Source organism: Mesorhizobium sp. CA13, assembly GCF_020165235.1.
GTDB lineage: Bacteria > Pseudomonadota > Alphaproteobacteria > Rhizobiales > Rhizobiaceae > Mesorhizobium.
In genome coordinates this window covers 116,467-138,959 of sequence record NZ_JAIUHS010000013.1, presented here as the reverse complement: position 1 = coordinate 138,959, position 22,493 = coordinate 116,467, and the positions used below count along the sequence as shown (strand labels likewise).

Annotated in this window: 18 protein-coding genes; 7 read left to right on the top strand and 11 right to left on the bottom strand. The window is 63.8% G+C overall.

Going from position 1 to position 22,493, the window contains the following annotated elements:
• Window positions 1-31: 31 nt before the first annotated feature.
• Window positions 32-1,327 (bottom strand): lipopolysaccharide biosynthesis protein, encoded by a 1,296-nt coding sequence (locus tag LB566_RS24925; protein ID WP_140552650.1) that lies wholly within the window; start codon window positions 1,325-1,327, stop codon window positions 32-34.
• A gap of 199 nt (window positions 1,328-1,526) precedes the next feature.
• Between LB566_RS24925 and LB566_RS24920 the strand changes: the two genes are divergently transcribed.
• From LB566_RS24920 to LB566_RS24905, 4 genes are all read left to right on the top strand, one after another.
• Window positions 1,527-4,121, top strand: a complete 2,595-nt coding sequence (locus LB566_RS24920; RefSeq protein ID WP_224628262.1) for a Wzz/FepE/Etk N-terminal domain-containing protein — start codon at window positions 1,527-1,529, stop codon at window positions 4,119-4,121.
• 241 nt (window positions 4,122-4,362) lie between these two features.
• A complete protein-coding gene (folD, locus tag LB566_RS24915; RefSeq protein ID WP_224628260.1) occupies window positions 4,363-5,262 on the top strand; it encodes a bifunctional methylenetetrahydrofolate dehydrogenase/methenyltetrahydrofolate cyclohydrolase FolD in 900 nt (299 codons plus the stop codon).
• 55 nt (window positions 5,263-5,317) lie between these two features.
• The gene (locus LB566_RS24910) at window positions 5,318-6,280 is read left to right on the top strand and encodes a GlxA family transcriptional regulator (protein ID WP_140501084.1); all 963 of its coding nucleotides are present in this window, start codon (window positions 5,318-5,320) and stop codon (window positions 6,278-6,280) included.
• 89 nt (window positions 6,281-6,369) lie between these two features.
• Complete coding sequence (locus LB566_RS24905; RefSeq protein ID WP_224628259.1) at window positions 6,370-8,034, top strand: vWA domain-containing protein; 1,665 nt, start codon at window positions 6,370-6,372, stop codon at window positions 8,032-8,034.
• Window positions 8,035-8,103: 69 nt separating this feature from the next.
• On the opposite strand, the gene edd is transcribed toward LB566_RS24905, so the two are convergent.
• The 3 genes from edd to zwf form a co-directional block, all read right to left on the bottom strand.
• Window positions 8,104-9,927 (bottom strand): phosphogluconate dehydratase, encoded by a 1,824-nt coding sequence (gene edd / locus LB566_RS24900; protein WP_224628257.1) that lies wholly within the window; start codon window positions 9,925-9,927, stop codon window positions 8,104-8,106.
• Between the two features lie 73 nt (window positions 9,928-10,000).
• Window positions 10,001-10,717 (bottom strand): 6-phosphogluconolactonase, encoded by a 717-nt coding sequence (gene pgl / locus LB566_RS24895; protein WP_224628255.1) that lies wholly within the window; start codon window positions 10,715-10,717, stop codon window positions 10,001-10,003.
• A complete protein-coding gene (gene zwf, locus LB566_RS24890; RefSeq protein ID WP_140501096.1) occupies window positions 10,699-12,171 on the bottom strand; it encodes a glucose-6-phosphate dehydrogenase in 1,473 nt (490 codons plus the stop codon). The genes pgl and zwf overlap by 19 nt, the downstream gene beginning before the upstream one ends.
• A 313-nt stretch (window positions 12,172-12,484) precedes the next feature.
• Between zwf and LB566_RS24885 the strand changes: the two genes are divergently transcribed.
• Window positions 12,485-13,231, top strand: a complete 747-nt coding sequence (locus LB566_RS24885) for an SDR family oxidoreductase (protein ID WP_224628253.1) — start codon at window positions 12,485-12,487, stop codon at window positions 13,229-13,231.
• A gap of 68 nt (window positions 13,232-13,299) precedes the next feature.
• Here the strand turns inward: LB566_RS24885 and LB566_RS24880 are convergent, their stop codons facing one another.
• The 4 genes from LB566_RS24880 to LB566_RS24865 form a co-directional block, all read right to left on the bottom strand.
• Complete coding sequence (locus tag LB566_RS24880) at window positions 13,300-14,154, bottom strand: SH3 domain-containing protein (protein WP_224628251.1); 855 nt, start codon at window positions 14,152-14,154, stop codon at window positions 13,300-13,302.
• A 224-nt stretch (window positions 14,155-14,378) separates the two neighbouring features.
• Window positions 14,379-15,665 carry an NAD(P)/FAD-dependent oxidoreductase gene (locus LB566_RS24875; RefSeq protein WP_224628250.1) on the bottom strand — a complete coding sequence of 429 codons (1,287 nt, stop codon included), beginning with the start codon at window positions 15,663-15,665 and terminating at the stop codon, window positions 14,379-14,381.
• 70 nt (window positions 15,666-15,735) lie between these two features.
• On the bottom strand, window positions 15,736-16,098 hold the full coding sequence (locus LB566_RS24870; RefSeq protein ID WP_224628338.1) for a four helix bundle protein: 363 nt from the start codon (window positions 16,096-16,098) through the stop codon (window positions 15,736-15,738).
• A gap of 55 nt (window positions 16,099-16,153) precedes the next feature.
• Complete coding sequence (locus tag LB566_RS24865; protein WP_224628248.1) at window positions 16,154-17,587, bottom strand: glutamine synthetase family protein; 1,434 nt, start codon at window positions 17,585-17,587, stop codon at window positions 16,154-16,156.
• Window positions 17,588-17,731: 144 nt separating this feature from the next.
• On the opposite strand from LB566_RS24865, the gene LB566_RS24860 reads away from it, so the two are divergent.
• Entirely contained in the window at window positions 17,732-18,442 is a 711-nt protein-coding gene (locus LB566_RS24860) for an HAD family hydrolase (protein WP_224628246.1), read from the top strand.
• Window positions 18,443-18,457: 15 nt separating this feature from the next.
• Here LB566_RS24860 and LB566_RS24855 read toward each other — a convergent pair whose 3' ends face one another.
• The 3 genes from LB566_RS24855 to aceA all read right to left on the bottom strand — a co-directional run bounded on the left by LB566_RS24855 (window position 18,458) and on the right by aceA (window position 20,726).
• Entirely contained in the window at window positions 18,458-18,901 is a 444-nt protein-coding gene (locus LB566_RS24855) for a response regulator (RefSeq protein ID WP_181172613.1), read from the bottom strand.
• Between the two features lie 240 nt (window positions 18,902-19,141).
• Window positions 19,142-19,384 carry a hypothetical protein gene (locus LB566_RS24850; RefSeq protein ID WP_140498529.1) on the bottom strand — a complete coding sequence of 81 codons (243 nt, stop codon included), beginning with the start codon at window positions 19,382-19,384 and terminating at the stop codon, window positions 19,142-19,144.
• A 52-nt stretch (window positions 19,385-19,436) separates the two neighbouring features.
• Window positions 19,437-20,726: an isocitrate lyase gene (gene aceA, locus LB566_RS24845; RefSeq protein ID WP_224628244.1), complete on the bottom strand. Its 1,290-nt coding sequence runs from the start codon at window positions 20,724-20,726 to the stop codon at window positions 19,437-19,439.
• A gap of 237 nt (window positions 20,727-20,963) precedes the next feature.
• Here aceA and LB566_RS24840 point away from each other — a divergent pair, with 237 nt between their 5' ends.
• Entirely contained in the window at window positions 20,964-22,409 is a 1,446-nt protein-coding gene (locus LB566_RS24840) for a short-chain fatty acyl-CoA regulator family protein (protein ID WP_224628242.1), read from the top strand.
• The last annotated feature ends 84 nt before the right edge of the window (window positions 22,410-22,493 follow it).

The following is a 22,493-nucleotide window of genomic DNA, read 5'->3' as shown; positions in this document are numbered from 1 at the left end:
CGGTTCTCGGAAAGACTGCCCGGATGAAGGATCAGATCGCCTTCGCCGGTTTGCGCAGCGCCGAATAGGTCAGCAGCATCGACGCGAGATAGAGCAGCAGGAAGACGACGTTGAGCGACAGCACCAGCTTCGATGTGTCGGCAATGGTTGTCAGCACATAGGTCAGCAGCAGCGCCTTGAGAGCGGCGAGCAGGCCGAGATTGAGCGCCCGCACCAGCGTCTGGCCGCGCGCGAACAGAAGTTCCGCCTGGTATTCGACCAGATTGCGCAGTCCCGGAACGCCGATCGCAAGCGCCACCAGGGGAGCGGCCTCCGAGACGTTCTTGCCGAGCGCCCCGGGGAAGAAATGCAGCACCACGGCAAGCGCCAGCAGCGCCAGCGTCGAGACCGCGAATACGCCGCCTTCGATGCCGCTCTTGACCGCCAGCCGTGACAAGAGCTCCGGGGCACGCATCATGCGCTGCACCAGCATCATGGAGAAGGTGCGGATCGGGATCGCCGTCAGGTCGACCAGCCGCATGATGATGGCATAGATGCCGGCCAAATGCGGGCCACCGATCGCCAGCACCAGAAGCTTGTCGAATTCCATCTGCAGGTAGAACAGCACCTCGGCGCCGGCGACATAGACCGAATCGGCGAGCCGCCTGAGATAAAGCTCGCTGCGCAGCCGCAGCCGCTGGCGCGGATAGAAGAGGCCGAACGCGAGCACCAGCGAGGCGGCGTTGGCGCCGATATAGAACCAGGACCATACCCAGACGCTGTGTTGCGCCCATAACATGAACAGCACCGCGCCGGCTGCCCGCAACGCCGTCGCCAGGATCGCCAGCACGGCGGCACGGCCGAATTTGCCGAGGCCGTTGTTGACGATCAGCGCCACCTCCACCGGCCGCCACAGAAGCGCCTCGGCAAAGACGATTGCCGCGAACACCGGCAGCGGCACGGTGCTGGCAAAGAAGATCAGGTAGACGATGTAGGAGGTTGCGGCGAGCAGCGGCAACGAGACGATGCCGAGCAGCAGGAAGCCTGCGGTGAAGGTGCCGATCAGGTTGGGGCGGATGGTGGCGGTGCGGTAAAGTGCCGAGATGAAGCCGAAGGCCAGAAGCCGCGACAGCATCACTCCGGCGGCCGAGGCGGTGGCGAACATGCCGAACTCGGCGATGGAAAGCGTGTTGGCCAAGGCGATGAAGTAGGCGAGTGAAAACACCAGCCGCCCGCCGGCGCCGCTGATCGCCGAAAAATAGTCGCGAACCAGCCCCCGTCTTTCGGCCACCAAGGTGCCGATCCGGGCGAGGGGCCGCCTCTGCGGTATGTCGCTGGCCTCAGTCATGGGTCAAGGAAAGGCATAGGCGGCAAAGTTTAACGTGCCCTTCTGAAATCTTCCTGCATCTGCTGAAATTCCAGGCACCCGGCATCAAGCGATGCTTTCGGCCGCCTAAAATTAACCTTTTGTTTCCTATGCTTGTTTAGCGTGGCTTAACAAATGGCCGACCGCCGCTGTCTGGCGGCTGAAAGTAAGCTTCGCGACAATGGGCGACAGGGAAAATCGTGAGGACTGGAGGCGCGAACGATCCTTGCTGGCGCTTGGCCAAGCCGTACGCGGTGAGGACGAGGCATCGCTGGTCTCGCTAGGGGATCGGGCAAATCCGTCATGGCGCGAGGATGCCGCCACACGTCATCGCCTGGCGCGTTCGCAGCGCGAGGCGAAGACGAATCCGGCGCCTCCCGCATCCGCCGGAACGCAACGCTTGCAGCCGGGCGACGAGCCGGCTCCGGCATCCGCCGGCATTTCGCATTCGCACGATGGGCCCGGTATCGGCGGTTCGGACTCGGCGATGCCGTATGAAGAGACGGTTCCTGAGATCGCCTCGAGAGTTGATTCCCCGCGCAGCACATCCGAACCGCTGAGCGCGAGCGAAGCGGGAACATCTCCTGGCGAGGATGCCGACAGCCAGCAATGGAAGCCCCTGATCGATCCAATGCAGGTGGTTCGCGGCGTCGCCAGGTCCAAAGCGCTGATCATCACCACGACGGTGCTGGGCGCGGCGCTCGGCGTTGCGATTGCCCTGTCGACGCCGAAGAAATACGAATCCACCACCGAGCTGATCGTCGACCCGCGCGACCTGAAGCTTACGGACCGCGATCTCACCCAGGCGGTGGTCATGCCCGACGCGGCGCTCGTCAACGTCGAGAACCAGATCAAGTTGCTGACCTCCGGCACCGTGTTGAACAAGGTTGTCCAGGAGCTCGACCTGGTCGACGACCCCGAGTTCAACGGCCAAGGCAATGGCGGCCTTGGCGTCATGTCGCTGATCCGCTCGATCCTGTTGCGCCAGGACGGACCGGGCGGTGTCGACCAATCCCGCCGCCTTTCCCTTGCCATCATCAACCTGGCCGAGAGCGTTTCGGTCGAGCGCGGCGGCAAGACCTCCGTGATCACCATCGGCGTCACCACGCAGGATCCCCAGAAATCGGCGCTCATCGCGGAAACGATGACGAAGGTCTTCCTGCAGACTTCGGGTGAAATCCAGTCCGACACTGCCGGCCGGGCCAACAACGAACTGACGGCGAAACTCGACGAGATGCGCAAGGGCGTCGAGGCGGCCGAGCGCAAGGTCGAGGATTTCAGGGCCACCCATGATCTTGTCGACGCGCAGGGCCACCTGATCAGCGACGACCAGATGCTCAAGCTCAACGAGCAGCTTTCCGTCGCCCGCGCCCGCACGCTGGAGCTGAACGCCCGCGCGGCCTCGGCACGTCAGGTCAACGTGAATTCGGTACTCAGCGGCACCTTGCCGGAAGAGATCAACTCCAACTCCATGAGCGATCTGCGCTCGCAATACGCAACGCTCAAGCAGGAGGCCGATCGGGCAGCGGTCCGGCTCGGACCGCGCCATCCCGAGCGCCAGGCGCTCGAGGCCCAGCTCACCGGCGCGCGCGAACGCATCGTCGCCGAACTCAGCCGCATCGCGTCCTCGTTGCAGGTTGACCTGAAACGCTCGGTCCAGCTCGAACAGGACCTTGCCTCCCGCCTGGCGCAGATGAAGGTGCGCAGCGGCGACGTCAACAGCGACCTTGTCTCGATGCGCGAACTGGAGCGCGAGGCCTCGGCCAAACGCTCGGTCTATGAACAATATCTCCTGCGCGCCAAGGAGACCGGCGAGCAGAAGAATATCAACACCGCCAATATGAGCGTCATCTCGCCCGCCTCCATTCCGCTGGAGCCGAACGGGCCGTCGCGCGCCGTGGTGGCGCTTGCCGGCCTGCTGCTGGGCTTTGCCTCCGGCGTCGGCCTCGGCGCCATGCGCGGCGCCTATGAAAGCCTGCGCGAGACCGCCGGGTCACGATCCCGCCGTGACCGCAAGATAGAGGAACGCCGGGTGCCGCTCGACGACCAGGCATTCCGGGCGCCGCCTCCGCCGGCGCTGCCGATACCGCAAGCATCGCCGCCGCAATCACCGCCGTCGCCGCCAGCTTCAGTGCCGCCGCTTGCCGCGCAGGCCGAGGCCGCTGCCGTCGAGAGCCCAGGACGGATCGGCGCGCTGATGTCCAGGCTGCGCAAGGCTGTGTCCCGCAAGCCCGCCACCGAGACGCAGGACGAGGCGTTTCCCGGTGCATCTGCGTCGGCCCCTGTCGCCGAGGACGGCCGGCCGGCGAACGCTCCTCCATTTCCCGACTATCCGGCTCCGGATTCCGCCTTCGGGCATCGGTCGCCAGCTCCAAACTATCCGCGCCCATCTTTTCAGCCAGCCGCGGACACCGGCTACGCGCGGCCCATGGGATCGCCGTCAAGGTCGCCCCTGATGCCGCAGCAGGCGATGTATCCGGCCTCGTCCCATCCCTATGCGCAGCCTTTGGTTTATCCGCACATGCAGCCTTGGCAGTCGCGGTCGCCGGCAGGGCATTCCCAGGCCACGGCCCCCTATGGCGCGCCGATGCCCTACCCGCCCGCACCAGCTCCGGCTCAGCTGTCGGCCTATCCCGCCGCGCCGCTGGAGCAGCCCGCCGCCGCCGAGAAGGGCACCGAGCAGGCGTCGATCGAGGAAATTCGCGCCAGCCTGCGCGAATTTCGCGAGGCTGTTCGCGAACTTACCGAGAGCCGCGCGGGCCGTCGCTATTTCTGAGCCACAAGATAGTCTCCTGTGCCGAACAAAAGCGCGCCGGTTTCGCGTAAACGGCATCGGACGGCGCTTTGACGGGATTGCGTGTTCGAATTTTCGTCAAAATGCCGCGCGGTGTCTTTGCTGGAGACGCAGCCCGGCTGGCCGGGCCATGCAGGCTTCGGCGCACGCTTGAGAAAAGGATCCAAAGCGCCGCATTTTCGGACGCGGCCGGTTTGGCGGAACGTATCGAGGGGTGATTCATATGGCCGAAGTGATTGACGGCAAAAGCGTTGCCGAAGACGTGGTGCGGACGGTGAAGACCTTGACCGCCGAGCTTGTCGCCAAGGGCAATGTCCAGCCCGGCCTCGCCGTGGTCATCGTCGGCGAGGATCCGGCGAGCCAGGTCTACGTCGCCTCCAAATCCCGCACCGCCAAGGAATGCGGCTTTCATTCGGTCCAGCACACGTTGCCGGCGGATACCTCCCAGGAGGCGCTGCTCAAGATCATCGCCGACCTCAACGCCGACCCCGCCATCAACGGCATCCTGGTGCAGCTTCCGCTTCCCGCCCACATCGATGCCGGCAAGGTCATCCAGGCGATCGCGCCGCATAAGGATGTCGACGGCTTCCATTTCATCAATGTCGGTAAGCTCGGCACCGGCGAACTCGACACCGCTTTCGTTCCTTGCACGCCCGCCGGCTCGATGCTCCTGATCGAGCGCGTGCGCGGCAAGGACCTGTCGGGCCTCAATGCCGTCGTCGTCGGCCGTTCCAACATCGTCGGCAAGCCGATGGCCAATCTCCTGCTTGCCGCCAATTGCACCGTCACCATCGCGCACAGCCGCACGAAGGATCTGCCGGGGCTGGCCCGCACCGCCGACATTCTCGTCGCCGCCGTTGGCCGGCCGGAGATGATCAGGGGCGATTGGGTGAAGCCCGGCGCAACCGTCATCGACGTCGGCATCAACCGCATCCCGGCCCCGGAGAGGGGGGAGGGCAAATCCCGCCTCGTCGGCGATGTCGCCTATGCCGAAGCGGCCAAGGCCGCCGGCGCCATCACGCCCGTGCCCGGCGGCGTCGGGCCGATGACCATTGCCATGCTGATGGCCAATACGTTAGCCTCCGCCTACCTTGCGGCCGGGTTGAAACGGCCCTCCTTCTGACCACCAGAAAGCAGCAGCTTTGCCGAACCCAACTATTCCCTTGGAACGGCCGGTCATGAATGATCCCGTTCAAGGCGGCCGGCAATTCGCATTCTTGCTGGTCGACAAGTTCTCCATGTTCTCGCTGGCCGCCGCGATCGACACGTTCCGTTCGGCGAACCGGCTGCTCGGCCGCGATTTCTACGGCTGGACGACGGTATCGGCCGATGGCGATCCGGTGATGGCGTCCAACGGCTTGCCGCTCAAGATCGACTATGCGGTTGCCGACCTGCCGCCGGTCGACATCCTCTTCGTCTCGGTCGGGTTGACCACGGAATTTCCCGGCAAGAGCAAGGTTCTGGCGGCGCTACGCAGCTGGGGCCGGCGCGGCAATGCGCTCGGCGCGCTGTCGGTCGGATCCTATTTGCTGGCCGAGGCCGGCCAGCTCGACGGCTATCGCTGCACTATCCATTGGGAGAACCGCGCCGGCTTCGTCGAGCGCTTTCCCGACATCAACTGCACTGGTAACGTCTTCGAGATCGACCGCAAGCGCTACACCTGCGCCGGCGGCACCACCTCGATCGACCTGATGCTCGAGATCGTGCGCGGCGACTTCGGCTCGAACCTCGCCAATGGCGTCGCCAACCAGTTCCAGCACGAGCGCATCCGCTCGGCCGGCGACCGCCAGCGCGTCGGGCCAGAGCGCGACCTCACCGGCAAGTCGGAGAAGCTCAGGCGCATCGTCGAGCTGATGGCCGACCATCTCGACGAGCCGCTCTCGGCGGTGCAACTCGCCAAATCGGCTGGCCTTTCGGTGCGTCAGGTAGAGCGGTTGTTCCTGCGCCACCTCAACGTCACGCCCGGCCGCTACTACATGCGGTTGCGGCTGGAGCGGGCGCGCGAATTGTTGCGCCAGACCAACATGCCGATCCTCGACGTGGCGATCGCCACCGGCTTCACCTCGCATTCCTATTTTGCCCAGAGCTATCGGCTGCAGTTTGGCCGCCCGCCTTCCGAAGAGCGCCGCACCACCTACTAAGCCGCGGACAAGCCGCATCCGGGCTTGTGTCCCAAGGTGGGCTCAAATAGCTTCAGCCGGCGGACGGGGCGGCTACTCAGGAGATTTCGATGGCGGGATTTGCACGGAGCGTCGCTGCGGCGTTTCTCCTTTTGTCGATGACGACATTCGGCTTTGCCGCGAACAAGGTCATTGTCATCCTCGACGCTTCCGGGTCGATGTGGGCGCAGATCGACGGCAGGCCCAAGCTCGAAATCGCCCGTGAGTCGCTGAGAAGCGTGCTGCAATCGGTTCCCGCCGACGATGAACTCGGTTTCATGGCCTATGGCCATCGCGAGAAAGGCAGTTGCGAGGACATCCAGTTGATCGTACCGCCGCAGGCCGGCTCGGCGAGCGCGATTTCGGCCGCGGCCGACAGCATGAAATTCCTCGGCAAGACGCCGCTGACATCAGCCGTCAGGCAGGCGGCCGAAGCGCTGAAATACACCGAGGACAAGGCGACCGTCGTTCTCATCACCGACGGGCTCGAGACCTGTGGCGGCGATCCTTGCGCGCTTGGCAAGGAACTCGAATCGTCCGGCGTCGATTTCACAGCCGACGTTGTCGGCTTTGGCCTTACGGCCGACGAAGGCAAGCAGATTGCTTGCCTCGCCGACAACACCGGCGGCAAGTACATCCAGGCGTCGGACGAGAAGGCGCTGCGGGAAGCTTTGGTCGAAACCGTCGCCGCACCGGCACCCGAACCGGCCCCTGCACCCGAACCGGCTCCAGCGCCTGCACCGGAGCCCGCAAGGCCTGTTTTCAATTTCCAGCCGAGCGTGGTGATGGCCGAAGGCGGCGAGCCGATCACCGACGGCAATGCCTGGGAGATCTACAAAGCCAACCCAGACGGCTCGCGCGGCGAGTCCGTCACCACCGAATACGGCACCTATAACGGCAATCTCGATCCCGGCGACTATATCGTCGTTGCGCGCGACGACGAAGCCAAGGTTGAGCAGAAGGTCAAGATCGAAGCCGGCCAGATCTATAAGCCGCTCTTCACCCTGAACGCCGGCACATTGATCATCCACCCACATGCAAGCCAAGGCGCCGAGATCAGCAGCGAAGCCCGCGTCGATTTCGCCTATCCCGGTGGCAGCACCACCCATTACGGCGACACCCAGGCCATCGTGCCGGCGGGCGAACAGAAGGTCACGGTGCAGATCGGCGCCGGCACGGTGACGGAAACAATCCAGCTCGCCCCCGGGCAGACCGTTGAAAAGGACCTCGTGGTCGGCGTTGGCCAGGCCGTGCTCAATGCCTATTATACATCGGGCGGCGACAAGGCCGACAATTCGGCCATCGGCTTTGAGATCGTCAAGGCGAAGAAGAAGATCGACGGCAGCCGCGACAGCGTCGAGCACTCCTATGGGGCCGACAGCAAGTTCTGGCTGCCGCCCGACGACTATGTGGCGGTGACAACGCTCGATCTCGCCGTCGTCGAGCAGCCTTTCAGCGTCAAGGCCGGCGACAGCCTGGATGTGAAGGTCGTGCTCGATGCGGGTGTGCTCGCAATATCGGCGCCCGGCGCTTATTCGATTGAGGTGCTTTCGTCGAAAAAGGACATCGAGGGCAAGCGCAAATCGCTCGGCTTCAACTACGGCGACAACTGGCAGCAGGCGATCCCGGCCGGCGATTATGTCGTCGTCCGGCATATGTCGGATGAGGGTCATGACAAGGAGATGCCGGTGACAGTCAAGGCCGGCGAACGGACCGAGATCGCCGTCGCGGAATGATGGCTGGGGTTCCCGAAGCAAAAAGGGCGGTTCCGAACCGCCCTTTTTCATGAATTCCTTGCAGATGGATCAGGCGGTTCCAAACGCGCTGGCCCCGTGGTCGGCGCGGCCGACCAATTGCCGGAATCCGGCGAAGAGCTCACGGCCGAAGCCGAACTCATTGCCGATGAGATCGGCTTCCGCTGTTCGGCGCAGCGCGAATTCCGCTGCCGGTACCAGAACTTCAAGCGTGCCGGCATCCGCATCCAGCCGGATGATGTCGCCGTCGTGGATCCTGGCGATAGGGCCGTCCTCGACCGCTTCCGGCGTGACATGGATCGCCGCTGGCACCTTGCCGGAGGCGCCGGACATGCGCCCGTCGGTGACCAGCGCGACGCGCTGGCCGCGATCCTGCAGGATGCCGAGCACCGTGGTCAGCTTGTGCAGTTCCGGCATGCCGTTGGCCTTCGGTCCCTGGAAGCGGATGACGGCGATGAAGTCGCCGGTAAGCGTGCCGGCCTTGAAGGCCTCGTTCAGCCCTTGCTGGCTGTCGAACACCTTGGCCGGCGCCTCGATGAGGCGCCGTTCCGGCTTCACCGCGGACGTCTTGATGACGGCATGGCCGAGATTGCCGGCCAGCACTTTGAGGCCGCCCGTCGGCTGAAAGGCTTTCTTGAACGGCGCCAGCACCTTCGCGTCGCCACTCGCGCGCGGGGCGGCTTCGCGCACGACGCTGCCGTCGGCACCGAGCTTTGCCTCGACTGCGTAGGGCCGCAGGCCTTCGCCCCATACCGTCTGCACATCTTCATGCAGCACGCCTTCGTCGAGCAACTCGCGAATGAGAAAGCCGAGCCCGCCCGCGGCGTGGAAATGGTTCACATCCGCAAGCCCGTTGGGATAGACGCGCGCCAGGAGCGGCACCGCTTCCGAGAGGTCGGAAATATCCTGCCAGGTCAGCGCGATCCCGGCGGCTGCGGCCATCGCGATCAGATGAATGGTATGGTTGGTCGAGCCGCCGGTCGCGTGCAGGCCAACCACGCCGTTGACGATCGAACGCTCGTCGATCATCCGCCCGACCGGCGTATAGGCGTTGCCAAGCGCGGTGATCGCCAAGGCCCGCTTCGTCGCCTCGCGGGTCAAGGCGTCTCGCAGCGGCGTGCCCGGATTGACGAAGGATGCGCCTGGCGTGTGCAGGCCCATGATCTCCATCAGCATCTGGTTGGAGTTGGCCGTGCCGTAGAAGGTGCAGGTCCCCGGTCCATGATAGGACTTGGACTCGGCCTCCAGCAGTTCGGCGCGTCCTGCCTTGCCCTCGGCGTAGAGCTGGCGGACCCTGGCCTTTTCATCGTTGGGCAGGCCTGTCGTCATCGGCCCGGCCGGAATGAACACCGCCGGCAGATGGCCGAAGGTCAGTGCCGCGATCACCAGCCCGGGCACGATCTTGTCGCAGACGCCCAGATAAACGGCGGCGTCGAACATGTTGTGCGACAGGCCGATCGCGGCCGCCATGGCGATGACATCGCGCGAGAACAGCGAAAGCTCCATACCCGGCTGCCCCTGGGTGACGCCGTCGCACATCGCCGGCACGCCGCCGGCGACCTGGGCGATGCCGCCGGCCTCGCGCGCCGCTTCCTTGATCAGGGCCGGGAAGGTCTCGAACGGCTGATGCGCCGACAGCATGTCGTTGTAGGAGGTGATGATGCCGAGGTTCGGCACATTGTCGCCGCCCAGCGCTACTTTCTCGGAGGGGCTGCACACGGCAAAGCCATGGGCGAGGTTGCCGCAGGATAGCACCGCCCGGTTGGCGGTCTGGTTCGATGCCTCGGCGATACGGCCAAGATAGCGCTCGCGCCCCGGCTTGGAGCGTTGGCGGATGCGCTCCGTGATGGCTTCGATATCGCGTCTGGCAGTCATGGCATCAGGTCCTTTTCAAGCGAGGTCCCGGAAACATCCTCCCGCCGTTTGCCGGGACCAGATAAGTCTAGAATTAGGGTGCCCAGAAAACCTCTACAGGCCTGGGGGCGGCGTCGAGCACGGCGCGGATCGGCTTTCGCGGACCGGGCGCGACCGCGCCGTCGAAGGCGGTGCGTTTGTCCTCGCCCTCTATGTGCAGCGCCAGGAGGCCGGCATCGATGATGCGCGCCAGCGACAAGGTCAGCCGCGGCTCGCCGGCGCTTGCCGCATGAACCGGCAGCACGATCCTGTCCGAGGACGGGTCCAGCAATTTCGCAAGTTCGTCGGCGTCGGGAAAGAATGAGGCGGTGTGGCCGTCAGGTCCCATGCCGAGCACCGCGACGTCGAGCGGCCAGGACAGGGACTGGAGTGCTGCATTGTCCGATGCCGCGGCATCCTCGATGCTGACGGCTTCGTGGTAGAGCGGCACGAACCGTGCCGCCGCGGCCGCGTTCTGCAACAGATTGGCGGCAACCAGTCCAGCGTTGGAACGCGGCGAGGACGCCGGCACGAAGCGCTCGTCGATCAGCGTCACCGTCACCTTGTCCCAGGCTATCGGCATTCCCGACAGGGCAGCAAAGAATTTTGCCGGCGTCGTGCCGCCGGAAACGGCCAGCAACGCCGTGCCGCGCGCCGCGATCGCCTTTGCCAGCCGGTCGGCGACGCGGCCGGCCAGCGCCGCCGCCAATTCCGCGCGATCGGAAAAGCCATTCCAGTTGTAGCTGGCGCGGTTCAATTGCTCTCGTGCCATGTCCGTCCGTCACGTTCGATAAGCGCTATCGAGGCCGAAGGTCCCCAGGTGCCCGCCGTATAGCCCTGCGCCTCCTGCCTGGCGCTTTCCCAGGCGTTCTGGATCGGGTCGATCCACCTCCACGCGGCCTCGACCTCGTCACGGCGCATGAACAGCGTCTGGTTGCCGCGCACGACATCCATGATCAGCCGTTCATAAGCGTCGGGCGCGCGGCCGTCGAAGGACTGCGCAAAACTCATGTCGAGCGAAATCTGCCGCAGCCGCATGCCGCCCGGACCCGGGTCCTTGATCATGATGAATTGCTTGACGCCTTCGTCGGGCTGCAGTCGGATGACCAGCTGATTGGCGAAGATCGGCCCGGCGCTGTCGCCGCCGAAGATCGAATGCGGGATCGGCTTGAACTCGATGACGATCTCCGAGACCCGGGTTGCCAGCCGCTTGCCGGTCCTGAGATAGAACGGAACGCCTGCCCAGCGCCAGTTGCCGATCTCGGCCTTGATCGCGACGAAGGTTTCGGTGTTGCTGTCCTTGCCGAGCTCCTCGACATAGCCTTTCACCGGCCCGCCTGCGGAGGCGCCGGCGCGGTATTGTCCACGCACAGTGTGCTTCGGCGCCTCATTGCCGTTGATGCGCTTGAGCGCGCGCAGCACCTTCAGCTTCTCGTCACGGACGGCGTCGGCGTCCATCGACGAGGGCGCTTCCATGGCCACCAGGCAGAGCAGTTGCAGCATATGGTTCTGCACCATGTCGCGCAGCGCGCCGGCCTTGTCGTAATAGGTGACACGGTCTTCCAGGCCGACGGTCTCGGCGACGGTGATCTGCACGTGGTCGATATGGGCGGAGTTCCACAACGGCTCGTAGAGCGCATTGGCAAAACGCAGCGCCATCAGGTTCTGCACCGTCTCCTTGCCGAGGTAGTGGTCGATGCGGAAGATCTGGCTTTCGTGGAAATCATCTCCGACCAGATCGTTCAGCGTTTGTGCCGAGGCGAGGTCGCGTCCGATCGGTTTCTCCAGCACGATGCGCGAGTTCGGCGTGATCAGATCGTGTTCTTTCAGCTTGTGCGAGATGTCGCCGAACAGCGCCGGCGCCACCGCCAGATAGAAGGCGCGGATGCAGTCGCTGTCGCCGATCGCCTTCTTCAGCCTGTCGAACCCCGCGCCGCTCGTCGCATCGGCCGGGACATAGGAAAGCCGCGCCAGGAAGGTCTTCAGCTCCTTGGGGTCGATGTCGGCCGCCTTGACATGGTCGGAAATAGCCTGCTTGGCGAAAGCCCGAAATTCGTCATCGCTCATCTTCGAGCGCGACGTGCCGATGATGCGGGTCGGCTCGGAAAATTGATGGTCGCGCTGGCGATAGTAGAGCGAGGGCAGAAGCTTGCGTTCCGACAGGTCGCCGGTGCCACCGAAAATGATGAAGTCGAAAGGGTCGACGGGGATGATCTGGCTTGTCATGGTCTGTCCGCTTTGACGCCGGTCGCGAGTACGCGGCTTATGTATTCTAATCGATTTAAATTTTCCAGTGCCATGGTGTCACATCGAGGACCGATCGCTACATATTTGCGTCGGTCCAGATGTGTGCTTGACACTGGCACCAGGCGGAGGCTTGTCGGCAAACGACAACTCCGCCAAGCCTTCGCAGTTGCAGCATAGGACGTGAATGTGACGAAAGCTAAGGGAGAATCAGCGCTCTGCCTGTTGCGGCACATGCCATGCCGCCGGCAGCCCGCGGTAAAAGCCACGCGATGAACCCAGGGAGCGGAAAAACATGCGTCTGAAGGACAAGGTCGCCATCGTCACCGGAGCCGCTTCGGGTTTCGGCGAGGGCATTGCCCGGCGCTTCGCCGAGGAGGGCGCCAGGATCGTCGTGGCCGATCTCGACGCCAGGGGTGCCGAACGCGTAGCCCGCGACATCGGCGAGGCGGCGATCTGGACCCAGACCGACGTTTCGCAGCGCTCCGAATTCGACGAGATGGTCCATGCCGCCAAAAGCGCCTTCGGCCGTATCGACATCATGGTCAACAATGCCGGCTTCACCCATCGCAATGGCGACATGCTCGAAGTCGACGAGGCGACGTTCGACCTGATCACATCGGTCAACATGAAGGCCATCTATCATGCTGCCCTTGCCGTCGTGCCGATCATGGAGCGGCAGGGCGGCGGCGTCATCCTGACCACGGCGTCGACCGCTGGCCTGCGGCCTCGGCCCGGCCTCACCTGGTACAACGCCTCCAAGGGCTGGGCGATCACCGCCACCAAGTCGATGGCGGTGGAACTCGCGCCCAAGAACATCCGCGTCAACTGCCTGTGTCCGGTGGCCGGCGAGACCGGCATGCTGGAAAAGTTCATGGGCGCCGACACACCCGAAATCCGCGAGAAATTCCGCGCCTCGATCCCGCTCGGCCGGCTTTCGACCCCGCTCGACATCGCCAATGCGGCCCTGTGGCTGGCATCCGACGAGGCCGCCTTCATCACCGGCGTGGCGCTGGAGGTCGACGGCGGGCGCTGCATCTGACGCACATCGTCATCGCTGCCCCCAACCATCGGCCCGGCCGTGCCTGGTTTGATCGAGGCGCTGGCGCGTCAGGCGCCGGTCTTGATGTAGGTTTTGTAGACCCAGCCTGTCTTGCCGTTGTAGACGATCTGGCACCAACGCTTGCAGCTCATCACTTGCACCGAGGTCTTGGCGGGCACCGTGACGATGGCGGCTGCATTCTTCTTCGGACCGCTGCGCATGGTCACGGCCCTGAGGATACGCCCGGTGCCAGCCGCGGCCGCTTTGCGCGGTTCGGCCTTGCTGTCGTCGTCCTGCTGCGCCGCAGACTGCTGTGGTTGCGCGGCAGGAATGGCGGCGGTCTGCGCGCCATCGGGACTGCTGCCCGCCGCCGGGGCCGGTGCGGCGACCTTGGCGAGCTCGGTGGCGGCGTCGGTGTCGGCAGCGGGTTGCGCGAACGCCGCGGCCGCCGCCGGCTTGTCAGGCGCCTGCCCGGCCTTGCTCGTCGACTGGCCGGAAGCGGCAGGCTCGGAAGCCGGTGCGGTCTTCGACTGGGAAGCGGTCCAGCGCGGGTCGTTCGCCGCGAGCGCCGGAATGGCGGCTTCCGCGACAGCCACGGTCGGCGAGACCTGGCCGGATTTTCGCGCTGCTTGCGGCACGGCCGCCGCGGCCACCGTGATCCCCGCCGGCGCGATCTTCATCGTTTTCACAGGAACCGCCGGAATGGCTTGCTCTGGATTGGCAACCGCTTGCCGCTCGCTCGCCGGCAACGCCAGCCAGAGTGCCACCGCGGCCACGCCGAGCAGCGCGGCCGTGCCAACCGCGGCAATCACCAGATGCGAGTTCGAACGGACTTCCTGCCAGAATGACGGGCGCATGTCATAGCCGAACTGCATGGCAAAGCGCCGACGTTCCGGAGCACCGAAACTGAAGGGCTCTCTCACTCTTGCCACCTCCATAAGGGGCCGATGTTCTTCGATCAAACACCGCAACGCGTGCGTCGATCACACCGGTCCCAAATCAAACAGCGGGCGGGCCCGCAGAAAATCCCCGTCTATATTCGCCCAGAGAATGCACTTTTTGCCCGCGATTGTGGCATCAGTGCGCCATTGCTGAAGATTCTGCAACGCTTGGATGTCGCAGCCTCAATGATATTACTCAACAATTGTTAAATCCTGTCGCGCAACGCGAACCAGTTGAGCGCCAGGAAAAGCAGCGGCGCGCGCAAGCGCCGGCCACCGGGAAACGGCGGAATCTTCAGATCTTCGATCAGCTTCAGCCGGTCGCGGTTGCCGGCTACCGTTTCGGCATAGAGCTTGCCGAAGAAGTTCGACAGCATGACGCCGTGGCCGGAATAGCCGCCGGCCGAGATCACATTCGGCATCACTTCCCGCACGAACGGCTTTCTCGGCACGGTGATACCGACATAGCCGCCCCAGCCATGCGTGATTTCGACGTCCCTCAGTGCGGGATAGAGTTCCGCGATCTGGCGGCGGATATGGATATGGATGTCCTTGGGATCGTTGACGCCATAGACCTCGCGCCCGCCGAACAGCAGCCGGCCGTCCCTCGACTTGCGGAAGTAGCGCACGACGAAGCGGGAATCATCGACCGACTCGCCGCCCGGCAGAACGTTCGAATCCGCTCCAAGCGGCACGGTCGCGCCGATGAACGAGCCGATCGGCATGATGTGCGCGGCACTTACCGGTTCGAGCGTGCCGCCATAGGCATTGACCGCGATCAGGCATTTCTGCGCTGTGATCGTCCCCTTGGCTGTCGAAACCTTCACCGTGCCGCCGCTCGAAACAATGCCGGTCGACGGCGTCGCTTCGAACAATTGGGCGCCGGCCTGTGCCGCCACCCGCGCCGTGCCGATCACCAGCTTCATCGGATGGATATGGCCGGTGCCGGTGTCGCGCGTCCCGCCGAAATAGGCTGTCGAGCCCAGCCGCTGCGCAGTTTCCGTCGCATCCATGAACGAAATATGCGGATAGGAGAAGCGGCCGGTCATGATCTCGGCATGCGCCTTGTAGTCGTCGACGTAGCGCGGCTTGTGCGCAACCGAGAGCTGGCCCGGCATGTAGTCTATTTCGATCTGGTTGGCGGCTGCGAATTCGAGCAGATACGCCTTTGCCTCCTCGGCGAGATCGAACAGTGTCTTGGCCCGGGAAAACCCGTATTCGGCCTCCAGGTCCTCGGCCCAGGCGCGCTGCCCGGTGCCGAGCTGGCCCCCATTGCGCCCGGAAGCGCCGTCTCCAAAGCGATACGCCTCGATCAAAACGACATTGGTGCCCGCCTTGGCCAGATGGACCGCCGCCGACAAGCCGGTGAAACCGCCCCCGACAATTACGACGTCGCAGCTGCGGTCGCCGTCCAGCGCCGGATACTCGGGTCGCGGGCCGGCCGTGTCCTCGTACCAGGAACGGCCGGGGGAGATCGGGGATTGGTAGGGCATGATGCTCACGGAGTAGGGGAGTAGGGCAGTAGGGCAGTAGGGCAGTAGGGCAGTAGGGCAGTAGGTGGGACTATTCAGGCGACAATTTGCGGATCAAAAGCCGTAAGAGCGTCCCCACGCTCTCGCTCCGGGTCATCAATGGTTCGGCTGCTTCATGCGACGTAATTCCGACGCGCTGTGCGATCAGCAGATGGGTCTCGAGTTCCTTGAGAGATCCCTGCGCGATCCTCAGAAACTGCTGATAGGAAGCGCGGCTTTCCCGACCATAGCCCTCGGCGATGTTGGCAGGCACAGAGGTAGCTGCCCGACGCAGCTGTGCTGTCAGCCCATAGAGCTCTTCTTTCGGCCAGGCTTTTGTAGCTTCATAGATTGATACCGCCAACTCCACGGCCTGCTGCCAGACGATCAGATCCTTGTAGGACTCGATCTTCACCATCGACTGTCACCCCTACTGCCCTACTGCCCTACTGCCCTACTGCCTTATTCCCCTAAACATTCAGCAACAAATACTCCCTCTCCCAAGGACTGATCACTTCCATGAACGTCTCGAATTCCGCCCGCTTGATCGCCGCGTAGGTCGCGGCGAAGGACTTGCCCAAAAGTGCGCAGAGTTCCTCGTCCCCTTCGAACAGGTCGACGGCTTCGAGCAGGCTGCGCGGCAGATCGATCTCGTCGGCATTGGCGGTGGTCAGCACCGGAGGCTCGGCCTTGATCTTGTTGGTGATGCCGATCAGCCCGCAAGCGAGCGAAGCGGCCAGTGCCAGGTAGGGATTGGCGTCGGAGGAGGGGATGCGGTTTTCGACGCGCCGCGCCGCCGGATCCGAGCGCGGCACGCGGAATGCCGTCGTGCGGTTGTCGTAGCCCCATTTGTTGTTGACCGGAGCTGAAGCCGCCTGTGTCAGCCGCCGGTAGGAATTGACATAGGGCGCAAACATCACCAGCGCGTTCGGCACATGCTTCTGCATGCCGCCGATGAAATGGAAAAAGTCCTCGGTTTCCGAGCCGTCCTCGGCCGAGAAGATGTTCTTGCCCGTCTTCTTGTCGATGACCGACTGGTGGATGTGCATGGCTGAACCCGGCTGACCCTGGATCGGCTTGGCCATGAAGGTGGCGTAGATTTCGTGCTTCAGCGCCGCCTCGCGAATGGTGCGCTTGAACATGAATACCTGGTCGGCGAGTTCGACGGGATCGCCGTGGCGCAAATTGATCTCGAGCTGGCCGGCGCCCTCCTCATGAATGAGCGTGTCGATCTCCAGGCCCTGGCTTTCGGAAAAATGATAGATGTCGTCGATCAATTCGTCGAATTCGTTGACGCCGGCGATCGAATAGCCGGCGCCGCCGCCGATCGCCCGCCCCGAACGGCCGACGGGCGGTGTCAGCGGGTAGTCCGGATCCGGGTTCTTGCGCACCAGATAGAACTCGATCTCGGGTGCCACCACCGGTTTCAGCCCACGCCTGTCATAGGCGGCCAGAACACGCTTCAAGACGTTGCGCGGCGTGAATTCCACCGAGCGGCCATCCTGGTGGACGAGGTCGCAGATGACGGCCGCCGTCGGGTCTTCCTCCCATGGTACCACCGTCAGCGTCGACAGGTCCGGCATGAGCTTGAGGTCGCCGTCGTCCTCCGGATAATGGAAGCCGTTGCCGTCCTCGGGATAGCCGCCTGAAATGGTGGTCATGAACACGGCTGAAGGCAGCGCCAGCGAGGTGTTGGAGGTGAATTTCTTCGACGGCATCATCTTGCCGCGGGCGACGCCGGCCTGGTCAGGCGTAATGCATTCGATGTCTTCGATGCCGCGCCAGTCCAGCCATTCGCTGACTTCCTTCCAGTTCTTGACGCCACGCAGGTTTTTCACGAAAGCAGGCGTGCGGGCGCGCCCTCCGCGACTCGACGGACGGACTTCCTTTTTTGCAGGCGGCATTATTCACCAGATTGGGTTGCGGATTTAGGAGTATAGCCGTGCCCGGCGACCGAAGGGAAGGGGAGCCGCCGGTATCGGCCGTTGCGGTTGAAAATCGCGGCCGTGAGCTTAGGTTCAGCCTCGTTTACACATGAGAAGGCGTCGATGCAAAAGACCGGCCAACTGACCACCATAGGCTTCGATGCCGACGATACGCTGTGGCAGAACGAACAGTTCTTCCGCATGACCGAGAAGCGGCTTGCCGCCATGCTCGCCGATCACGGCGAAGAGGAACATATCTCGGCACGGCTGCTGGAGACGGAGAGGCGCAACCTTGCCGTCTATGGTTTCGGCATCAAGGGATTCACGCTGTCGATGATCGAGACGGCGATCGAGGTCACGCAAGCTCGCGTCCCGGCTTCGATCATATCGGAGATCCTCGGCGCCGGCCGCGAGATGCTGAGTCACCCGATCGAGGTCTTGCCGCATGCGCGCGAGACCGTGGAGCGGCTCGCCGGCGCCTTTCGCCTCGTGCTGATCACCAAGGGCGATTTGTTCGACCAGGAGCGCAAGCTGGCCGGGTCCGGCCTCGGGGATCTGTTCGACGCGATCGAGATCGTCAGCGACAAGAACGCGGCTACCTATGCGCGCGTTTTCAGTCGTCATGGCGATGGCCCGGCCAGGAGCATGATGGTCGGCAATTCGCTGAAGTCCGATGTGCTGCCGGCCATCGAGGCCGGCGGCTGGGGAGTTCATGTGCCGCACGAATTGACCTGGGTGCTTGAACATGTCGAAGCGCCCATTGCCGAACCGCGCTTCCGGCAGATCTCCGATCTCGGACAACTGCCCGAACTGATCGAGAGCCTCGCCGGATAGGCTTGCTCGCTGCCTTCAGCGGTTGACCAGCCGATCAATCACCGGCTGCAATCGCTCGGGCGTGATCGGCTTGGCCACCACCGCGTCGACGATGTTTGAAAGGCCCAGGCTCTCCGGCGTGCCGTTCTTGGTTGAAAGCAATACCACCGCAGGGAGCGATTTGCCCGAGGCCCGCCGCAACAGCTCGATGCCGGGCATCAGAGTGTCGCAGTCCCTGTTATCGGCGCCGCCGTCCAGGACAATCACGGCCAGGACCAGCAAGCGCAAGGTCTTCGCCGCCATGTCGGGTGATTCCGAGATCGGCTTGAGCCCGGACCGCTCGACGATCTTGGAAATCACCACCCGATTGATCGGCGACTTGCCGACAACGAGCACCTGCGAGGTCTGACGGATCGTCTCCGTGGCTGAATCCCGGCTCACCAGATTCGGACGTCTCGCGCTTTCGTCGTCACGCTTCACTGGGCACCCAAGTCAGCCAAGAAACTCGTCCCATTTCAATGCAGAGTTGAAATCAGGCGACAATTGGCGTGAGATCGCGGTCCCTGTCAAGCCGAAATAAAAAGCTTCTGGAAAGCATTCCCGCAGCAGTCAATTCAAGCAACAGTACTGTACTGCTCTGTCCATTCCTTGGTTGCATGAAGATAAAATTCACCTGCGCATACACGGCGCAGGTGAGAGGCGGCCCTGCGCGATCTTCGATCAGCCATGGCTTTGCTGCGTGACGATGACCGGGATCAACAGGTCCCCCCAATTGCCGTCGCCGCCATGGTGTCGTGCCGAGCGCACCAGCTCGACCGAGACGCCGGCTTCCACCGCCTTCATCACCGACTGGTTGAGCCGGTGCAGATCGTTGGCCAGCATGCGGATCGTCGCTTGCTGGTCGATGCTCATCGTGGTCGACTGCTCTTCGGCCCGTTCCTTGACGCGGCTTATCGATGCCATTGGTCTTCTCCTTGCTGTATGCCCTTGGGCGTTTGCCGAGATCCCTGGTCTGCTATTCCGCAGCCGGTTTGAACTGGGCGTGCTCGGTCGATTCATGCATGGCCGTGGTCGATGACCGTCCGCCGGTGATCGCCATCGACACGGCATCGAAATAGCCGGTGCCGACCTCGCGCTGGTGCTTGGTCGCGGTGTAGCCGTTGGCCTCCGCCGCGAACTCGGCTTCCTGCAACTCGGAATAGGCTGCCATCTGCCGCTCCTTGTAGCCGCGGGCGAGTTCGAACATGCCGTAGTTGAGCTGGTGGAAACCGGCCAGCGTGATGAACTGGAACTTGTAGCCCATGGCGCCGAGCTCTTTCTGGAACCTGGCGATCGTGGCGTCGTCGAGGTTCTTCTTCCAGTTGAACGAGGGCGAGCAATTATAGGCCAGCAGCTTGCCGGGATGATGCCTGTGCACGCCCTCGGCGAACCTCCTCGCCTGCGCCAGGTCGGGCTTCGAGGTTTCGCACCAGATCAGGTCGGCGTGGGGAGCGTAGGCAACGGCGCGCGCGATGCAGGGCTCGATACCGTTCCTCACCTGGTAGAAGCCTTCCACCGTGCGGCCGGCGTCGTAGTCGACGAAAGGCTGGTCGCGCTCGTCGATGTCGGAGGTGAGCAGCTTTGCCGCTTCGGCGTCCGTGCGCGCCACGACCAGGGTGGGCGTACCCATCACGTCGGCTGCCAGACGTGCGGCATTGAGATTGCGGATGTGGGCCGCGGTCGGGATCAGCACCTTGCCGCCGAGATGGCCGCACTTCTTTTCCGATGCCAATTGATCCTCGTAATGGACGCCGGCGGCACCTGCCTCGATGAACGCCTTCATGATCTCGAAAGCGTTGAGCGGCCCACCGAAACCGGCTTCGGCGTCGGCGACAATAGGTGCGAACCAGGTATCGACCGAAAGCCCCTTGCCTTCGGAGGTCTCGATCTGGTCGGCGCGCTGCAAGGTGCGATTGATGCGCTTGACGAGTTCGGGCGCGGCATTGGCCGGGTAGAGCGACTGGTCCGGATACATGGCAGAGGCGGTGTTGGCGTCGGCGGCGACCTGCCAGCCAGACAGGTAGATCGCCTTCAGCCCGGCGCGCACCTGCTGCATTGCCTGGTTGCCGGACATGGCGCCGAGCGCGTTGACGAAGTCCTCCTCGTGGATGAGCTTCCACAGCCGGTTGGCGCCCATTTCCGCCAGACTCTGGCGGATCTGCACCGAGCCGCGCAGTCGCGTCACATCCTCCGGCGAATAGGGACGTTCGATGCCGTCGAAGCGACCCTCAGGGGCCGAGGGGACGAGGTTGTAAAAATCAGTCATGCTCTACTCCGGAGGATTGTTTCTCTGTGGCTCGGCGGCATTCCCCTCGCCGCGTTTGGATGTGACTGAATTTACAGTGGGAGGCGAAATGAGCTAGGGAAATCGAAGAATTGCGCCATCGATAAGGGAAAATCTGTATTGTGTTTGACAGATCGCCGAGGTAAATTTGTAATTATTGTAAAGCCTGGCACGGCAGCGTAGCAGCGACTGAAATGTAAATTCCTGTCAAGGACGTCCATGGCCGACCAGAAGATATTTGCCGGGCCGCGTATCCGCCGCATCCGCAACGCCAAGGGCCTGACCCAGACGGCAATGGCCGAAGGCCTCGGCATCTCGCCATCCTATCTCAACCTGATCGAGCGCAACCAGCGGCCGCTGACGGTGCAGTTGATCCTGAAGCTGGCGTCCGCCTACAAGGTCGATCCGCGTGAGCTGCAGGGCGAAGCGGGCGGCTCTGTCGCGGCCTTGAGGGAAGTGTTTGCCGATCCGCTGCTGGCTGGCGAACTGCCGGGAGACCAGGAACTGATCGAGCTTGCCGAAGCCGCGCCCAATGCCTCCGCGGCCGTGATAAAACTGTTCCGTGCCTATCGCGAGCAGGCCGAGCGCCTGTCCGACCTCAACGAGCTTCTTGCGCGCGAGGGGCGGGTGACGGCGCTTTCCAGCGCCCGCCTGCCGATCGACGAGGTGCATGAGACCTTCGAGCGTCGGCCGAACCATTTTGCGCATATCGAGGAAGAGGCGGAAGCGTTCACTTCGGTGCTCGATCCCGGCGACGATTTGTCTGCCGCGCTGAAGGCCTGGCTGAAGCGCGAATACGGCATCGTCGTCAAGGTGCTGCCGGTCGCCACAATGCCGAACTGGCGCCGCCGTTACGATCGCCATTCGCAGCGCCTGTTCCTGTCCGAGCGCCTGTCGCCGTTCGACCAATTGCGCGAAATAGCGATGGAGGCATGCCTTATCCGCATGACCGTCGCGGTCGCCGGCGAGATCCAGGCGCTGAAACTGTCCACAGACGAGGCCCGCCGCCTCGCCCGGTTCGAACTCGGGCGCTACGCGGCGCATGCGCTGATGATGCCTTACCAGGCTTTCCACGCGGCGGCCGTTCGTGCCCGCTACGATATCGACGTGCTGCGCTCGCGCTTCGGCGTTTCCTTCGAGCAGGCGGCCAACCGGCTGACCACGCTCCAGCGGCAAGGCGCCGCGGCCGTGCCGTTCTTCATGCTGGAGATCGACAATGCCGGCAATCGCTTCCGCAAAGCCGGCAGCCAAGGCTTTCCGCAAAGCCGCTTCGGTGGCGCTTGTCCCAAGCTTCCGGTGCACGTCGCCTTCAGCCAGCCCGGCCAGATTTTCGTCGAAGCGGTGGAAATGCCCGACGGCGCCGAGTTCCTCTGCATCGCCCGCACGCTGGAAGGGCCGCAAGGCGCGTTCTCCGAGCGCCCGCGCCGCACCGCGCTGCTGCTGGGGTGCGACATCGGCTTTCGCGACGACATCGTCTACGGTGCGGCACTTCCCGGCCTGGCGGCCGGAAAAGGCGGAGCTGGCACGATAGCGGCGACGCCGATCGGGCCCGCCTGCCGGCTTTGCGAGCGCGTCGGCTGCCTGACGCGCGCCGAGCCGCCGGTGACGCGCCCGCTTGGCCTCGACGAGATGGTGACGGGCCTGAGCGCCTTCGATTTCCAGTGACGTTTCGCAAGGCGGACTTGCCACAATCGCCGGCGGTCTCTGGATCACGCCGGGCTCGCGCCTTTGCGCTACGCGAATAAGGTA

Excerpts from the sequence above, each read along its gene's own strand:
- LB566_RS24925 (WP_140552650.1), bottom strand. The coding sequence starts at position 1,327 with ATGACTGAGGCCAGCGACATACCGCAGAGGCGGCCCCTCGCCCGGATC.
- LB566_RS24910 (WP_140501084.1), top strand. The coding sequence starts at position 5,318 with ATGAATGATCCCGTTCAAGGCGGCCGGCAATTCGCATTCTTGCTGGTC.
- LB566_RS24920 (WP_224628262.1), top strand. The coding sequence starts at position 1,527 with ATGGGCGACAGGGAAAATCGTGAGGACTGGAGGCGCGAACGATCCTTG.
- LB566_RS24860 (WP_224628246.1), top strand. The coding sequence starts at position 17,732 with ATGCAAAAGACCGGCCAACTGACCACCATAGGCTTCGATGCCGACGAT.
- edd (WP_224628257.1), bottom strand. The coding sequence starts at position 9,927 with ATGACTGCCAGACGCGATATCGAAGCCATCACGGAGCGCATCCGCCAA.
- zwf (WP_140501096.1), bottom strand. The coding sequence starts at position 12,171 with ATGACAAGCCAGATCATCCCCGTCGACCCTTTCGACTTCATCATTTTC.
- folD (WP_224628260.1), top strand. The coding sequence starts at position 4,363 with ATGGCCGAAGTGATTGACGGCAAAAGCGTTGCCGAAGACGTGGTGCGG.
- LB566_RS24875 (WP_224628250.1), bottom strand. The coding sequence starts at position 15,665 with ATGCCCTACCAATCCCCGATCTCCCCCGGCCGTTCCTGGTACGAGGAC.
- LB566_RS24865 (WP_224628248.1), bottom strand. The coding sequence starts at position 17,587 with ATGCCGCCTGCAAAAAAGGAAGTCCGTCCGTCGAGTCGCGGAGGGCGC.
- LB566_RS24885 (WP_224628253.1), top strand. The coding sequence starts at position 12,485 with ATGCGTCTGAAGGACAAGGTCGCCATCGTCACCGGAGCCGCTTCGGGT.
- LB566_RS24850 (WP_140498529.1), bottom strand. The coding sequence starts at position 19,384 with ATGGCATCGATAAGCCGCGTCAAGGAACGGGCCGAAGAGCAGTCGACC.
- LB566_RS24840 (WP_224628242.1), top strand. The coding sequence starts at position 20,964 with ATGGCCGACCAGAAGATATTTGCCGGGCCGCGTATCCGCCGCATCCGC.
- LB566_RS24905 (WP_224628259.1), top strand. The coding sequence starts at position 6,370 with ATGGCGGGATTTGCACGGAGCGTCGCTGCGGCGTTTCTCCTTTTGTCG.
- pgl (WP_224628255.1), bottom strand. The coding sequence starts at position 10,717 with ATGGCACGAGAGCAATTGAACCGCGCCAGCTACAACTGGAATGGCTTT.
- aceA (WP_224628244.1), bottom strand. The coding sequence starts at position 20,726 with ATGACTGATTTTTACAACCTCGTCCCCTCGGCCCCTGAGGGTCGCTTC.